This window comes from Kutzneria kofuensis, assembly GCF_014203355.1.
Lineage (GTDB): Bacteria > Actinomycetota > Actinomycetes > Mycobacteriales > Pseudonocardiaceae > Kutzneria > Kutzneria kofuensis.
The window spans coordinates 3,140,628-3,155,950 of the sequence record NZ_JACHIR010000001.1; the positions used below are offsets into that span (position 1 = coordinate 3,140,628).

Annotated in this window: 16 protein-coding genes; 2 read left to right on the forward strand and 14 right to left on the reverse strand. The window is 70.1% G+C overall.

Going from position 1 to position 15,323, the window contains the following annotated elements:
- Positions 1-5: 5 nt before the first annotated feature.
- Both BJ998_RS49160 and BJ998_RS14245 read right to left on the reverse strand, forming a co-directional pair.
- Entirely contained in the window at positions 6-983 is a 978-nt protein-coding gene (locus tag BJ998_RS49160) for an isopenicillin N synthase family dioxygenase (protein ID WP_221339535.1), read from the reverse strand.
- Entirely contained in the window at positions 980-1,423 is a 444-nt protein-coding gene (locus tag BJ998_RS14245) for a nucleoside deaminase (RefSeq protein WP_376775867.1), read from the reverse strand. Before BJ998_RS14245 ends, BJ998_RS49160 begins: the two co-directional genes overlap by 4 nt.
- A 55-nt stretch (positions 1,424-1,478) precedes the next feature.
- Between BJ998_RS14245 and BJ998_RS14250 the strand changes: the two genes are divergently transcribed.
- A complete protein-coding gene (locus BJ998_RS14250; RefSeq protein WP_184861952.1) occupies positions 1,479-2,414 on the forward strand; it encodes a CHAD domain-containing protein in 936 nt (311 codons plus the stop codon).
- Positions 2,415-2,416: 2 nt separating this feature from the next.
- Here the strand turns inward: BJ998_RS14250 and dapC are convergent, their stop codons facing one another.
- On the reverse strand, positions 2,417-3,520 hold the full coding sequence (dapC, locus tag BJ998_RS14255; RefSeq protein ID WP_312890105.1) for a succinyldiaminopimelate transaminase: 1,104 nt from the start codon (positions 3,518-3,520) through the stop codon (positions 2,417-2,419).
- Complete coding sequence (fdxA, locus tag BJ998_RS14260) at positions 3,517-3,843, reverse strand: ferredoxin (RefSeq protein WP_184861954.1); 327 nt, start codon at positions 3,841-3,843, stop codon at positions 3,517-3,519. Before fdxA ends, dapC begins: the two co-directional genes overlap by 4 nt.
- Positions 3,844-4,029: 186 nt before the next feature.
- Between fdxA and BJ998_RS14265 the strand changes: the two genes are divergently transcribed.
- Positions 4,030-4,731, forward strand: a complete 702-nt coding sequence (locus tag BJ998_RS14265) for a GNAT family N-acetyltransferase (RefSeq protein ID WP_312890106.1) — start codon at positions 4,030-4,032, stop codon at positions 4,729-4,731.
- 27 nt (positions 4,732-4,758) lie between these two features.
- Here BJ998_RS14265 and BJ998_RS14270 read toward each other — a convergent pair whose 3' ends face one another.
- The 10 genes from BJ998_RS14270 to BJ998_RS14315 form a co-directional block, all read right to left on the reverse strand.
- Entirely contained in the window at positions 4,759-4,926 is a 168-nt protein-coding gene (locus BJ998_RS14270; RefSeq protein WP_184861958.1) for a hypothetical protein, read from the reverse strand.
- On the reverse strand, positions 4,923-5,537 hold the full coding sequence (locus tag BJ998_RS14275; protein WP_184861960.1) for a hypothetical protein: 615 nt from the start codon (positions 5,535-5,537) through the stop codon (positions 4,923-4,925). Before BJ998_RS14275 ends, BJ998_RS14270 begins: the two co-directional genes overlap by 4 nt.
- Positions 5,530-5,928 (reverse strand): hypothetical protein, encoded by a 399-nt coding sequence (locus BJ998_RS14280; RefSeq protein ID WP_184861962.1) that lies wholly within the window; start codon positions 5,926-5,928, stop codon positions 5,530-5,532. Before BJ998_RS14280 ends, BJ998_RS14275 begins: the two co-directional genes overlap by 8 nt.
- A complete protein-coding gene (gene mshB, locus BJ998_RS14285) occupies positions 5,925-6,791 on the reverse strand; it encodes an N-acetyl-1-D-myo-inositol-2-amino-2-deoxy-alpha-D-glucopyranoside deacetylase (protein WP_184861964.1) in 867 nt (288 codons plus the stop codon). The genes BJ998_RS14280 and mshB overlap by 4 nt, the downstream gene beginning before the upstream one ends.
- A gap of 380 nt (positions 6,792-7,171) precedes the next feature.
- Entirely contained in the window at positions 7,172-8,221 is a 1,050-nt protein-coding gene (locus tag BJ998_RS14290) for an ABC transporter ATP-binding protein (RefSeq protein ID WP_312890107.1), read from the reverse strand.
- A complete protein-coding gene (locus BJ998_RS14295; RefSeq protein ID WP_184861966.1) occupies positions 8,218-9,360 on the reverse strand; it encodes an ABC transporter ATP-binding protein in 1,143 nt (380 codons plus the stop codon). The genes BJ998_RS14290 and BJ998_RS14295 overlap by 4 nt, the downstream gene beginning before the upstream one ends.
- Positions 9,360-10,283 carry an ABC transporter permease gene (locus BJ998_RS14300; RefSeq protein ID WP_184861968.1) on the reverse strand — a complete coding sequence of 308 codons (924 nt, stop codon included), beginning with the start codon at positions 10,281-10,283 and terminating at the stop codon, positions 9,360-9,362. The genes BJ998_RS14295 and BJ998_RS14300 overlap by 1 nt, the downstream gene beginning before the upstream one ends.
- Complete coding sequence (locus BJ998_RS14305; RefSeq protein WP_184861970.1) at positions 10,276-11,274, reverse strand: ABC transporter permease; 999 nt, start codon at positions 11,272-11,274, stop codon at positions 10,276-10,278. Before BJ998_RS14305 ends, BJ998_RS14300 begins: the two co-directional genes overlap by 8 nt.
- A gap of 161 nt (positions 11,275-11,435) precedes the next feature.
- Complete coding sequence (locus BJ998_RS14310; protein WP_184861972.1) at positions 11,436-13,238, reverse strand: ABC transporter family substrate-binding protein; 1,803 nt, start codon at positions 13,236-13,238, stop codon at positions 11,436-11,438.
- A gap of 308 nt (positions 13,239-13,546) precedes the next feature.
- On the reverse strand, positions 13,547-15,295 hold the full coding sequence (locus BJ998_RS14315; protein ID WP_312890108.1) for an ABC transporter family substrate-binding protein: 1,749 nt from the start codon (positions 15,293-15,295) through the stop codon (positions 13,547-13,549).
- Positions 15,296-15,323: the final 28 nt, after the last annotated feature.

Genomic DNA, 15,323 nt, shown 5'->3' on the forward strand with positions numbered 1-15,323 from the left:
CATGGTCAGCCCACGGAGATGGCCGCCAGCTTCTCCTTCAGGTACGAGCCCCAGTTCGTCGGCGGGTAACTGCGGCGGCCGATCGGCGGTGCCAGCGACTCCACCACGGCGTCGTGGTTGGCCTCGTAGAAGAAGACCAGTGACACCAGGTCCTCGGCCGGGGCCTCGGCCGGCGGCGGCAGCACGCGGTGCCGGGTGGAGCGCCAGCGGTCACCGGTCCAGCGGGCCATCAGGTCGCCGATGTTGACCGTGAACGCGGCCGGGTCGTACGGGGCGTCGACCCACTCGCCGTCCAACGTGTAGATCTGCAGCCCGCCGAGGCCGGGCTCCCGGTCCAGCACGGTGACGGTGCCGAAGTCGGTGTGCGGCCCGATCCGGAACTGCCCGTCCGCGGCCGGTCCGACGCGGGTCAGCGGCGGGTACCAGTTGATGTTGAAGCCGTAGGTGGGCTCGCTCAGGAACGGCTCGAAGTAGTCGACGTCCAGACCCAGCGCGACGGCGCAGAGGGCCATCAGCTCGTCGGACAGGGCGTGCATCTCGTCCAGGTACTCGCCGACGACCTCCCGCATCCGGGGCAGCTCGGCGTCCGGCCAGACGTTGGGCGCGAACCACTCGGCGTCGACGGCCGGATCGCCGGTCGGGGTGTCGCAGGCCGCGGTGAAGGACTCCTTCATGTCCGGCGGCGTGGGCGTGCCCTCGGCGTAGCCGTTGGCCTCGGCGCCGGGCGGCAGCCAGCCACGGCCGCCGACGGCGGTGGCGTAGCTCTGCTTGACGTCCTCGGGCAGCGCGAAGAACTCCCGCGCCACGGCCCGGGTGTTGTCGCGCAGCTCGGTGCTCACCTCGTGCCCGGTGATCAGCAGGAAACCGGCGGTCTGCAACGCCTCGTCGACGCGGGCGGCCACCTCGGCGCGGTCCCGGTCGTCGCCGTGGAACCACGGCTGGAGGTCGATGCTGGGCACTGATTGATGAGCCTTGGCGCTCACGGAGTCTCCCCGATGTCCTCGAACCACAGCTGCGGTTCGGCCGCGATGAACTCGGTCATCATGTCCACGCACTCGGCGTCGTCCAGCACCGTCACGGCGACGCCGTGCTCGGCCAGCCAGTCGTGGCCGCCGTGGAAGGTGCGGGCCTCGCCGATCACCACGCGGCCGATGTTGAACTGGCGGACCAGGCCGCTGCAATACCAGCACGGCGACAGCGTCGTCACCATGACCGTGTCGCGATAGGTGGGTCGCCGGCCGGCGTTGCGAAAGGCGGCGGTCTCCGCGTGCATCGACGGATCGCCGTCCTGCACGCGGCGGTTGTGGCCGCTGCCGAGCAGCGTGCCGTCCACGTGGAACAGCGCGGCCCCGATCGGGATGCCGCCCTCGGCACGGCCCGCGCGCGCCTCGCGCACGGCGACTTCGAGCAGTTCAGCGTCCATCCGCATGCATCCCTTCGGGGGAGCCATCCATCCGCACGTCACCTACCATGCATCGATGAGCACGTCCATCGCCCGAGCTCGCCGGCCGGTGACGCCGCAGCGGCTCGGCCTGGCGCCGCTCCCGGTCCCGGCCACCGCGAAGGACCCGGTCGCCCGCCACGTCCGAGCGGCCCTGCACACGCAGACGTTGGCCATGCTGCACTACGAGCCCGGCACCCGCACCGGCGAGGATCCCGAGGACCTGCACCAGATGCGCGTGTCGGTGCGGCGGCTGCGAGCCGTGCTCAAGTCCGCGCCCGAAAGTGTGCCCGAGAGTGCCACCCTGCGCGTCGAACTGGGCTGGCTCGGCGGCGCGCTCGGGCCCGTACGGGACCTCGACGTGCTCATCGACCGGCTGCGCGCCGAGTCCGACGACTTCCCGGATGACGAACGCGCCGTCGCCACCACACTGCTGGACGGTCTCGTCACCGAGCGCCTCGCCGCCCGCGAGCGTCTGACCTCGGCCCTGAACAGCTCGCGCTACCGGACCCTGCTGACCCACCTCGCGCAGGCCGCCAACTCCGAGGTGAACGAGACCGTCCAGCCGAAGCTGATGGACCTCGTGCGGGCCCCGTACCGGAAGCTGCGCCGGGCGGTCCGGGCCCTGCCCGCCGACCCGCCCGACGAGCAGCTGCACCGCCTCCGCATCCTCGGCAAGCGTTTGCGGTACGCCGCCGAGCTGGTCAGGCCCATCACCGGCAAGCGGCTCCGGGAGCTGGTGCGGGCGACCAAGGAGCTGCAGGAGGTGCTCGGCGAGCACCAGGACGCCTGCGTCGCCGAGCAGGAGGTCCGGCGACTGGTCGCGGCCCAGGGCGACGTCGTCGACTGGGACCTGGTCTTCGTCGCCGGCCGCCTGGTGGAACGCGAGCACATCCGCCGGATGGCGACGCGCGACCAGTGGCCCGACGCCTGGCTCGCCGTCGAACGCCACGCCAAGGCGGCGCTGCGCTGACGTCAGGCGGCCAACCGAGCGGCCGCCGCGGCGACGCGTTCGTCGGTGGCGGTGAGGGCGATCCGGACGTGCTTGCCGCCGGCCGGTCCGTAGAACGTGCCGGGGGCGACCAGGATGCCGAGCGACGCCAGCCAGGCGACGGTGTCCCACGCGTCCTCGTCCCGGGTGGCCCACAGGTACAGGCCGGCCTCGGAGTGGTCGATGCGGAAGCCGGCGCCGAGCAGCGCCTCCCGCAGGACCTTGCGCCGGGCCTCGTAGCGGGCCCGCTGCTCGGTGACGTGCTGGTCGTCGCGCAGGGCGGCGGTCATCGCCGACTGCACGGGCCGGGGCACGATCATGCCGGCGTGCTTGCGGATCTCCAGCAGGCGCTTGACCAGCGCGGGATCGCCCGTGACAAAACCGGCGCGGTAGCCGGCGAGGCTGGACGACTTGGACAGCGAGTGCACGGCCAGCAGGCCCTCGGTGCTGCCACCGCTGACCCGCGGATCCAGCACCGAGACGGCGTCCGATTCCCAGGTCAGGGACAGGTAGCACTCGTCGGAGGCGACGATGGTGCCCCGCTCCCGCGCCCAGTCGACGACCTTGCGCAGGTGGTCGATGGGCAGCACCCGACCCGTCGGGTTGGACGGCGAGTTCAGCCAGAGCAGCGCCGGCCGGCGCGGGCCGAGCTCGGTGAGCCCCTCCACCCGCGCCACCTCGGCGCCGGCGAGCAGGGCCCCGACCTCGTAGGTCGGGTACGCCAGCCGGGGAATGGCCACCAGGTCGCCGGCGCGCACGCCGAGCAGCGTCGGCAGCCAGGCCACCAGCTCCTTGGACCCGATGGTCGGCAGCACCGCGGCCGGGTCGAGCCCGGTCACGCCGAAACGCCGGGCCATCGCCTCGACGGCGGCCTGGCGCAGTTCGGGAGTGCCGTGCGTGGTCGGGTAGCCGGGCTGGTCGGAGACGGCCGCGAGGGCGTCCCGGATCAGTTCCGGCACCGGGTCGACCGGCGTGCCGACGGACAGGTCGACCACACCGTCAGGGTGCGACCGCGCGGTGGCGGTGTGGTCGGCCAGCGAGTCCCACGGGAAGTCCGGCAGCGCCGGCCCCGTCGTGAAACCGGTCACTCGTGCGCGGCCTGCTGCGGCAGCGCGGCGATGAACGCCGGGTCGTTGCTGGTCTTGCCGATCTTCGCCGCGCCGCCGGGCGAGCCCAGCTCGTCGAAGAAGTCCGCGTTCGCCTTGGTGTAGTCCTTCCACTGGTCGGGGACGTCGTCCTCGTAGTAGATGGCCTCCACCGGGCAGACCGGCTCACAGGCACCGCAGTCGACGCACTCGTCGGGGTGGATGTACAGCATCCGGTCACCCTCGTAGATGCAGTCGACGGGGCACTCCTCGATGCACGCCTTGTCGAGTACATCGACGCAGGGCTCGGCGATCACGTAGGTCACTGCGTTCTCCTGCTTCCCTCTTCGTCCATCCGCCGCGGCACAACCCCTCAAAGTCCCGCGCGCACGTGGTCAGTATCCCCCGGCTGGCAGGTCAGGTTCGCACCTGGTCACCTCAAGCGCCACGGTACGTCCCGAGTGCCGGGAAAAATGCTGGATCGGCCATGTGGCCCCGGGCACAGTCACGGGGTGGACTCGATCACGGAGCTGGAGCTGCTGTGCGCCGACGCCTGGCCGGCGCTGGTCGACGAGGGCCTCGGCCAGTGGCGCCTGCGAGCCGCCGGCGGCTTCACCGGACGGGCCAACAGCGCCCTGACCACCGGCGATCCCGGTGTGCCCATCCCCGAAGCCCTCGCCACCACGTCCGCCTTCGCGGCGCGACACGGCATCGAACCGGCCGCTCATGTCACCCAAGGGACCGAGACCGAACGGCGTATTCGGGAGGCCGGGTGGCAACCAGCCGCCGACCACCCCGGCGGCGTCGAGTCGATGGTGATGACCGGCCCGCTGCCCGACGGGGATCCGCTGGGCGAGGTCCTGGACAAGCCGACCCGGCAGTGGTGGGACCTGGCCGTCGGCGAGCCCACCGCCGCCCAGCGACACGTCCTCGGCACCGGTCCCCTGCTCGGCTTCGGCTACGTCGAGGCCGCGGCCGTCGTCCGGGGCTGCATCGTGGACTCGACGCTCCACATCTCACGGCTGTCGGTGCGGCCCGCGCTCCGCCGCCAGGGCACCGCCCGGCGGCTTCTGGCGACGCTGGGCGCCTGGGCCCGGGACTGCGGCGCGCAGGATGCCGTGCTCCAGGTCGCCACGCACAACACCGCCGCGATCCGGCTGTACGAGGGGCTCGGCTTCACCGAGCACCACCGGTACGGCTACTGGCGGCCGTGAACCCGCCTCGCCCGGCAGCGGGTGGGGCTAGCGGCCCTGCGGCTTCTTCTTGTCGGTGTGACGAAGATCACCGACGATACGGAACTGGGGCCCGCCGGTGCTGGGCTTGGCCTTCTCGTTCTCGCCGTCGACCAGGGCCTTGATGGCGTCGACCGGATCGTTGGAGTGCCGGTCGTCTTTGCGCTGCACACTCATGACTGCCTCCCCCGCGGGTCCCACCGGACCGCGCTCTGCTCCCGCATCCACCGCCGCGCCCGCTTGCGCAGCCGCCACAGCACCAGCCTGCCACTGATCAGGGGCCCGGTGCGCCCGTCGATGGTCGCCAACAGGTCGCCGAGGCGCTGCATGGTGACGGCGAGAGCCCGGACGGTGACCCGGCTGTGCCGCCGCAGAGCCTCGGTGAGCTCGGCGAGCAGCCAAGCAGTCTGGCCGTCCTCGTCGCCGCCGACGGAGGCGGCATTGACGTCACGGTCGTAGAGCACGGCGGCGAGCACCCGCACCCGAAGCTCGACGGTGTCGGCCTCGGCGGAGACGACGAGGCTCTGCGCGGCAAGGGCCAGGGGGCGGCGGTCGACGCCGGTGGAGGCGACCAGCAGCGGCACGAGGGCGGCGACGCGGCTGGGGAGGTCGGTGGGCAGTGCGCCGAGGCGGGCCAGGAACTTGGGGTCGACGCCGTCGATGTTGGCCACGGCGCCGATGGCCCGGCCGTGCAGCCGGAAGGGATCGGGCTCGGTGAGCACGGCGAGTACCAGCGCCGCGGCACGGGCGAACGGCCGTAGCGCGGCGACGACCTCGGCGTCATCCACCGGCGGCGGGCAGCTTGGCCCGACCGAGCGCATTGCCGAGAACCACGGCCGACGGCAGCGTGCCGGCGGCGAGCAGCGCGAGGATCCGCCAGTCCGGGTAGACGAGGAAGTTGCCGCCGGGCCCGCCGACGGTGAGCCACAGCGTCACGATGAGCCACGCGAAGGCGGGCATGCCGCCGATCAACGTCACCGGGCGCAGCCGGGCGGCGGCCCGCACCAGCAGGGGCGTGGTCAGCGCGGCGATGACGATGGTGATCGGGAACGGGAAGCCGCCCAGGTCCGGCAGCACGGTGCCGTCGAACCGGGCGGGCAGGAACACGAGGTCGACGACCGCGAGCAGGATCGCGTCGAGCACCAGCACGACGAGCACCACCCAGTCGCCGGGCCTCATCGCGCGCGTTCCACGTCGTTCAGGCCGCCGAACAGGTCGGTCTCCGCGCCGTCGGCAGGACCGGCGGCGAGCACGTAGTACTCGGTGCCGATGACGGGCTGGGTGATGCCGTTGGACAGGGCGTAGCAGGCGGCGCCCTCGCCGTTCTCCCAGACGCTGACCTGGGTGGCATGCGCCCGCAGCGCGCTCAGCTTGGCCGGCACGTGGTCCTCGATGGCGACACGGGTGGTGATGATCTCGTCGTCGACCACGGGGAGCTCGCCGGGCTCGGGCATCCGCCACGGCACGCCCTCGACGCCGCGAAGCTTCTTCAGGCCGGCGGCGACGGCGTCGCGCGAGGTGACGGAGTGGAAGACACGCAGCACGTCGGGCACCAGGGCGGCGGCGGCAGTGGTGATCTCGTGTGCGCGGATGTGGTCGGGGTGGCCGTAGCCGCCGTTGCTGTCGTAGCTGACGACAACCTGCGGCTTCACCTCGCGCAGGACCTCGGCGAGCTGCTCGGTCTGCACGGCGATGTCGCCGCCGACGAAGGCCCGCGGGTGGTTGTTGGCCTCGACGCCCACCATGCCCGAGTCCCGCCAGCGGCCGATGCCGCCGAGGAAGCGGTGATCGTTGACGCGCAGCCGCGCGCAGGCGGAGCGCAGCTCGCCCACGCGGTAGCCGCCGAGCTGGTCGGCGGCCTCGGCGCGCAGTTCGTTCAGGCTGGCGGGGATGATCTCGCCCTCCTCACCGAGCGTGCAGGTGACGACGGTGACGTGCACGCCGAGCGAGGCGTAATGGGCGATGGTTCCCCCGGTCCACAGGCTCTCGTCGTCGGGGTGCGCGTGCACCAGCGCGAGCCGTGGTGGGGCGGTCAGGGTCACTCGACAAGCGTAGAGCGCGGGCCTGACAGGCACCGGCGGTGGGGAGGCCGAGACCGCGTCCGAGGACTGGGGAATCAGCGGACGCGGCCTCGTTTCCCCCCTTGTGACGTCCACGGCAAAGCGCGCCGAGTTCCCCCCTGCCGCGAGGCCGGCAGCGACTCGGTGCGCCCTGTCGTCGACAAGTCACAGCTAACCAAGGGGGCGTGACGTCTCCGTGACGCGAAGGTGGCTCAGTGGTCCAGACCTGACGTCGCGGCGTCACGAAAATGTCAGACCCCCTCGCTAGGGTCGAAGACACCGTGGGGAGGAACACCGGTGAACGGCTCGTGGGCCGTCCGACGAGGGGGAGTCGTCGAACGGCCCACGTGGCCAACACCTGCTCAGGCGACGGGCATCTCCTCGGCGAAGTGGCACGCCGACAGCAGCTCGCTCTCGCCGCGCTTCTTCAGCTCCGGGGCCTCGGTGGCGCAGATGTCCTGCGCCTTCCAGCACCGGGTCCGGAACCGGCAACCCGAGGGCGGGTTCACCGGGCTGGGCACGTCGCCGGTCAGCACGATCCGGTTGCGCTGGCGCTCCCGCTCCCGCTTGGGATCGGGGACGGGCACGGCCGACAGCAGGGCCTGCGTGTACGGGTGCATCGGCCGGCTGTAGATCAGCTCCCGCGGCCCGACCTCGACCAGCGACCCCAGGTACATGACGGCGACCCGGTGCGAGATGTGCCGCACCACGGACAGGTCGTGCGCCACGAACAGGTACGCCAGGTTGAGCTCCTGCTGCAGCTCCTCCAGCAGGTTGACCACGCCCGCCTGCACGGACACGTCCAGCGCGGACACCGGCTCGTCCAGCACGACCAGCTTCGGGTTCAGCGCCAGCGCCCGGGCGATGCCGATGCGCTGCCGCTGGCCGCCGGAGAACTCGTGCGCGTAGCGGTTCCGGTGCTCCGGGTTCAGGCCGACGATCTCCATCAGCTGGTTGATCCGCTGCTGGATGACCTCGGCGCTGCCGAAGCGGTGGATCCGCAGCGGCTCGGCGATGATGTCGTTGACCTGCCACCGCGGGTCCAGCGACGCGTACGGGTCCTGGAACACGATCTGGAGGTCCCGGCGCATGGCCTGGAGCTCCTTGCGGTGCATGGTGGTCAGCTCGCGACCCTCGAACTTCACCGAGCCCGAGGTGGGCTTGTGCAGCTGGAGGATGGCCCGGCCGGTGGTCGACTTGCCCGAGCCGGACTCGCCGACCAGCCCCAGCGTCTCGCCGGCGGCCAGGTCGAAGCTGACGCCGTGCACGGCCTGCACGTGCCCGACGGTGCGCGGGATGATGCCGCCGCCCCGCACCGGGAAGGACTTGTAGAGGTCCTTCACCTGGAGCAGGGGCGAGCCCGTGGTGCCCGCGCCGCCGGTCGCCGGCCTGGTCTCGGTGCCGGTGCTCACGACGCGGCCTCCTTCTGCTGGTCACCGCTGTCCGCGAGATGCTCCTCGACGACCACCTCGGGGTTGTCGATCATGAGCGCGGCGATCGGCTCCTCGGCGCCGATCTCCTTGCGGGCGAACAGCTTCTTCGGGTCCTCGTAGCCGGCCAGGTCGTTCCACCGGTGGCAGCGGGTCAGGTGCGCCGTGGCGCCGCCGCCCGCCTCCACCAGCTCCGGCTCCGACTCGTGGCACACCGGCGCCACCAGCGGGCAGCGCGGCGAGAACGCGCAGCCGGACGGCAGGTTGACCAGCGAGGGCGGCGCGCCGGTGATCGGGGTCAGCCGCTGGCCGATCAGGCTCGGGTCCGGGTTGGAGCCGAGCAGGCCGACCGTGTACGGCATGCGCGGGGTCTCGAACACCTCGTCCACCGAACCCGACTCGACGACGGTGCCGGCGTACATCACCTGCACCTTGTCCACCATGCCGGCCACGACCCCCAGGTCATGGGTGATCATGATGATGGCCGCGTTCGTCTCGTCCCGGATCCGCAGCAGCGTCTCCAGGATCTGCGCCTGCACGGTCACGTCCAGCGCGGTCGTCGGCTCGTCCGCGATGATCACGTCCGGGTCGTTGATGATCGCCATGGCGATCACCACGCGCTGCCGCATGCCGCCGGAGAACTCGTGCGGGTACTGCTTGGCCCGCCGGTCCGGCTGCGGGATGCCGACCTGCTCCAGCGCCTCGACGGCCTTGGCCCACGCCGCCTTCTTGGACACCTTGTGGTGCTCCAGGTAGGCCTCGGCCAGCTGGGCCCCCACGGTGAACACGGGGTTCAGCGAGGTCATCGGGTCCTGGAAGATCATCGAGACCGAGTTGCCGCGGAACTTGCGCATCTCGTTGTAGCTCAGGCCGTTGAGCTCCTGGCCGCGGTAGGCGATCGAGCCCGACACCCGGGCGGTCTTGGGCAGCAGGCCCAGGATCGCCATCGAGGACACCGACTTTCCGGAACCGGACTCGCCGACGACGCCGAGCACCTCGCGGGGCTTCAGCTCGAAGGACAGGTCGCGGACCGCGTGCACCACGCCGTCGTCGGTCGGGAACTCGACCGTCAGGTCGGACACCCGAAGCAGCGGCTCGTTCGTGTCGATCCCGTTGGTCATCACGCACGCACCTTCGTCTGCCGCGGGTCGAACGCGTCACGCAGTCCGTCACCGATGAAGCTGATGGTCATCGAGATCAGCACGATGGCCAGGAACGGACCCCAGAACAGCCACGGCCGCAGCAGCACCTGGGTGTAGTTGTCCTGCACGATCAGGCCGAGCGAGGTGTCCGGCAGCTGCACGCCCAGGCCGATGAACGACAGCGCGGCCTCGGTCAGCACCGCCGTGGACACCGACAGCGTCGCGTTCACGGTGATGGTGCCGACCATGTTCGGGATGAGGTGCTTGAACACGATGTGCCAGGTGCCGGCGCCGGCCGCGCGGGAGGCCTCGACGAACTCGCGAGCCGACAGCGACAGCGCCTCGCCGCGGGTGATGCGGGCGATCTGCATCCAGTTGAACAGTGCCAGCACGATGGCCACCACCCACCAGGTGCTCGACCAGGCGTGCACCAGGATCGCGGCCAGCGCGATCTGCGGCACGATCAGGAACAGGTCGACCAGCCGCATCAGGGCGTTGTCGACGAAGCCCTTGAGATAGCCGGCGACGGCGCCGACGAGCACGCCGACGATGGTCGAGCTGATCGCCACCGTGAACGCGATGGCCAGCGAGAACTGGGTGCCGCGCAGCAGCTGCGCGAGCGCGTCCCGGCCCAGCTGGTCGGTGCCGAGCAGGTGGCCGCCGCCGGGCCGCAGGTAGCCGCCCGCGCTGGTGTCGGAGTAGTTGTACTTCAGGAACAGCGGCACCACGAACGAGGCGATCGCCAGCAGGATGAGCACGCCGAGGCTGGCCATGGCCAGGCGGTGCCGCACGAACCGGCCGAAGATGATCGACGTCTGGGACCGGGCCTTGGCGTCGAACTCGTGGCGCACGGCGTCGGCGGCGGGGCCGTCGACGGTGGCGGTCTGGGTTGCGTTAGCCAAGGCGGATCCTAGGGTCGAGAAGGCCGTAGAGCACGTCGGCGATCAGGTTGAACACGACGACGACTGTCGCGGTCACCGCGAACCAGCCCATCAGTGTCGGCGGGTCGAAGTTGGTGACGGACTTGACCAGCACGGTGCCCATGCCGCTCCAGCCGAACACGTGCTCCGTGATGATCGCGCCGCCGATGATGGCGCCGATGTTGAGCGCGAACAGGGTCGTGACGGGGATGAGCGCGTTGCGCATGGCGTGCCGGAAGATCACCCGGCTCTGCGAGAGGCCCTTCGCCCGCGCGGTCCGCACGTAGTCGGCGTTGAGCGTCTCCAGCATGGAGGCGCGCTGGAACCGGCTGTACGCGGCGAAGCTGATGGTCATCAGCGAGATCGTCGGCAGCAGGAAGGTGCCGGAGTAGTTCACGATGATCTGGCCGAGGTTGTGGCCGAAGCCGCTGGTCGGCGGGCCTGCCGTGGTCAGCCAGCGCTTGAGGTGGAACGACTCCAGCACGTTGTTGAACTGGATGCCGTAGTTCTTGATCACGACGGCGACGCAGCTGATCGGCATCGAGAACATCAGGAACGCGATGCTGGTGGCGATGTAGTCGAAGATCGAGTACTGCCGGACGGCGGAGAACACGCCGACGGCGATGCCCAGCACGAGCGCGATCAGCTCGGCGCCGATCACCAGGCGCATGGTCACCCACAGCGCGTTGGAGATGGTGTCGATGACCGGCGTCTGCGCCTCGCCGAGGGCGACGCTGACCCCCCAGTTGCCGGTCACGAAGCCGGTCAGCCACGACCAGTACCGGGCCAGGATCGGCTTGTCCAGACCGAGCGAGACGGACAGCGTGTGGATCTGCTCCGGGGTGACGCCGGGCTTGCCTTTCAGGCCCGCCAGCGGGTCACCGGCCGAGGCCACGAGCAGGAAGAGGAGGAAGCTGCCGATCAACAGGATGGGTATGGAGATCAGCAACCGTCGAATCAGGTATTGGAACACGGGTTGCTCCTCGACGACCTCACCGGGAGCTGGTCGGGTAGCCGGCTGGAGCGAGGTCTGCCTGGACGGGTGGGGACGGGGTCAGTACTGACACGGGTGCGCCCCGGCGCCGATCGCGAGCCGCGACCGACGCCGGGGAGCCGACAACCGTGGTGCTGGAATCAGGAGTTCGGCTTCTGCCACTCGTTGGCGTTCCACAGGGCGCCGAAGTAGCTCTGGAAGTACGCCCGGTCGATGTCACCGGTGTACGCCCACATGTTCGGCGGCTGGAAGAGCGGGAACGTGGAGTACGTCTCCGACAGCGCCTTGTCCGCGGCCTGGTAGAACGGCACGGCCGCAGCGGGGTCGGTCTGCTTGACCGCCTGGTCGAACGCGTCGTCGGCCGTCTTGTCGCTGATGCCGTTCCAGTTCTGGCCCTGACCGGTGTGGTAGGTGGCCACCGAGGACGAGTGGAACGGCGGCACCGACCACGCGAACAGCGCCACGTCGTAGTCACCGTCGCTGACCCGCTTGTCCAGGAAGTTCGGGTCGGTGTCGTCCTGGACGTCGATGCCGGCCGCCTTGCACTCGCTCTGGATCAGCGCGACGGTCTGCTTGCGGCGGGGGATGTCGGTGTGGCTGATCTTGAAGCTCAGCTTCTGGCCGTTCTTGGCCATGATGCCGTCCGGACCCAGGGCCCAGCCGTCGTCGGTCAGCGTCTTCTTCGCGGTGTCCGCGCTGGCGGTCAGCTTGTCCGAGTAGTTGTCGGCGTAGCCGGGGCTACCCGGGAAGAACAGCAGGCTGTTGAACGGCTTGGCGTCCGGCTGCACCTGCTTGATCAGCTTGTCCACCAGCTCGTTGCGGTTGATGCACTCGCCGAACGCCTTGCGGACCGCGATGTCCTGGAAGATCGGCCGCTTGAGCTGCAGGTCGAGGTGCTCGAAGTTCAGGCCGGCGTTGGCGCCGTAGGTGATGCCCGACGAGCCGAGGCCCTGCAGCGTGGTCGCCGCGTTGCTGTCCGGCTGCGCCGAGGACAGCACCTGCTCCTCGTTGTTCTGCAGCGCCTGCACCTGGGCGTTGGAGTCGGGGATCGCCTTCAGGGTGATCTGCGACGGGCCGCCCGGGTTGCCCGCCCACTTCGGGTTGCGGACCAGCGTGATCGACGAGCCCTGGGCCCAGTCCTTGATCATGTACGGGCCGGAGGCCGGCGCGAGGTCCGCCTTGAAGCCCTTCCACCCGGTGTTCCAGAAGTCGGAGACCTTGGTCAGCACGTCGGCCGAGCTCTGCGGGGTCACCTGGGTGATGTCCGAGACGCCGGTCTGCTTCTCCAGGATGTGCGCCGGGAGCAGGTCGTCTGAGAAGCCGAACAGGCTCTTGTAGTCGGCGAACGGCGTGCTGAACGTGGTGACCATCGTCTGGTCGTCCTGGCACTTGGCCGAGCTGATCTGGCTGTACCCCGTGGTGCTGGCGGCGTTGAAGTAGGCCGTCTTGCCGTCGGGCTTCATGGCCAGGCCGCTGTCGGCCAGGTAGGTCAGGTAGAAGTCCTTGCAGTTCCAGGGCGCGCCGTCGGACCAGGTGACGCCCTTCTTGATCTTCCAGGTGATCGTCTGGGGGTTGGTCGAGGTGACGTCGACCGAGTCCATGACGTCCTTGTTCAGCAACACCTTGTTGTTGCCGTCAGGGATGAACGGACGGGCCAGAACCTGGATCAAGGCGAAAGTGTTGTATGACTGATTCGCGTCGGCCGTCGCGTTGTTGTACGCGGTGAACGGCTTGTCCGTCGAAACGGTCACCGGGCCAATGTCGCTGACCTTCGGCGCGGTGTACGTGTCACCTGATTCGCCCTTGGCAACCGCCGCGCCGGCGAGGCCACCGCCGTTGGACCCGTTGCCCTGATCGCCCCCACCGGAGCCACCACATGCGGTCAGCATGAGCGCGGCGCCAGCCATCACCGCGATCGCGGGGATCGCTTTGGATCTCCTCATTGACACGTGCCCTCCTAGCACAGGGCGGCCGCGACCGGATCAGTCGACGCGCACACCCGGGGACCATAGCGCGCCACAAGCTACTCGACCTGCGCGCTGTGCCAGGCACCGTAAGAAGAGGAATACCCACGGGTCACTGGTGACACGGCGATCGTGACCAAAGGGTGACACGGTGACAGCGCGTAGCGATTGAGCAGTTACCGGGCGGGATCGTTCGCTACCCGAACGGGGGAAAAATCTGTCAAGAGTTGAAATCGGCAGGTCGCGCCGAGTCGCCCGAATTAACAGCAATTAACAACACGAACGGGTCACCGACGAACTGCTCGGCGCCACGTCGGCGCGCCGGCAAAGGGTCCGACCAAGGGTGGCCCGCCGTTCACACCAGTGATCTCGGAACCGGTCGCGAGGACATCGGCGAGTTGGAACAACGGCATCGCGACATGGTGTTGCCACAACGCCGGCTCAACCGTCGACAGCGCGTCCGGCAGTGACATCGCGCCGGTCAGGGCCGCTTCGATGGTCGGCTGCAGGCCGGGGTCGCAGAACCCGGCCGGGTTGGCCGCCGGCAGCGCCGTCGTGCCGTCCGGCAGCGCGCCCCGGCAGCCGAACGCCGCCGCCAGCACGCTGGCCGGGTCACCCCCCACCGCCTGCGGGACGATCGCGACATCCACCGAATTGACGGGGTCGCCGCCCTGGTCGTTGGCCGGGGAGGTGGTGGTGGTCACGGTCGGCGTCGTGGTCGTGGTGGCCGGCAGAACCTGCCCGAACAGCTGGTCGCCGGAGGTGTTGAGGATCGTCGCGCCGATGCCGGCCGCCTCCAGCTGCTGCTGCAGCACGCCGGCCAGCTGTGAATAGGGGGCACGGTCGTTCGGCGCGCCGATCACGAGGTTGAGTGGCACGCCGTCACGGATCCACGAGCCGTTGGTCTTCGTGTAACCCGCCTGGGTGAGCAGCTGATTCACCAGGTCGTGGTTGGGCGTGCCCACGCCGGCCGGTATCGACGGCTTGTAGCCCGGCTGCGACGGGGCCAGCACCAGCGAGTCGGCGCGCAGCGAAGCCGACGGGCCGCCGCCCGAGCCGATGGAGATCAGGGCGTCCCGGTCGATCGCCGCGAACACCGCGGCGCGCAGCGTCGGGTCGGACAGCCGTGGGGCGGTCTGCCGCAGCAGCACCTCCACCACGACCGGATTGGGCACCGTGGTCAACGTGACCGACTTGCCCAGTTCGTTGAGCGCGCGCATCGTGCTGTCGCCCGGGTCGAGCACGGCCAGCTGGTCGTCGGCCGACTTGAGCGCGCCGACCAGGTCGGCCGGCCCGGCCTGGCGCAGCACGATCTGCTGCAGCTTGGTCGACTGGCCCCAGTAGCGGTCGTTGCGCTGCAACAGGATCTCGCCGCGGTCCTGGTCGATGTTGCGGATGGAGAAGGGCCCGCCGGCGGCGGGGAACGTCTCGCTGAGCGCGCCGGTCCAGCCGCCGGGCGCGTCCTTGAGCACGTGCGCCGGCAACAGGTCGTTGAACAGCGACCGCCAGCCCGGATAGGGCTGGCTGAAGGTCACGTCCGCGACGCGGCCGCCGTCGCGCGCCGACACGCCCGTGATGAGGCGGTAGCCGGCCGGGTCGACCACGCCGGGCTGGCTGCGCATGTTCTGCCACAGGTAGGCGAAGTCCTCGGCGGCGATCGGCGCGCCGTCACCCCAGGCCGCCTGCGGCTGGATGGTGTACGTGACCGTGTACGGATTGGCCTTGGTGACCTCGGCCGACACCATCAGCGTCCGGTCCAGCAGCGGGCTGCCGTCGACCCCGGTGTGGAAAACCGAGGGGAGCACGAGTTCGCCGAGCGCGCGGGTGACGGTGGTCTGGTTGGCGATCAGGTGCGGGTTGTAGCCGCCCTTCACGCTGTCCACACCGACCACCAGCTGGGTCGGATCCGTGGGACGCGTCGGCGTTACGGTGGTCGGTGGGGCGCTGACCAGCGGAGGCGGCGGCGAATCCGTGCACGCCGTCAGCAGCGCGCAGACCGCCGCCGTAAGGGCGAGCAGCGCCGACCTGCCGCGCACGAATCCGCCTCCAAGTGTCTGCGACCGG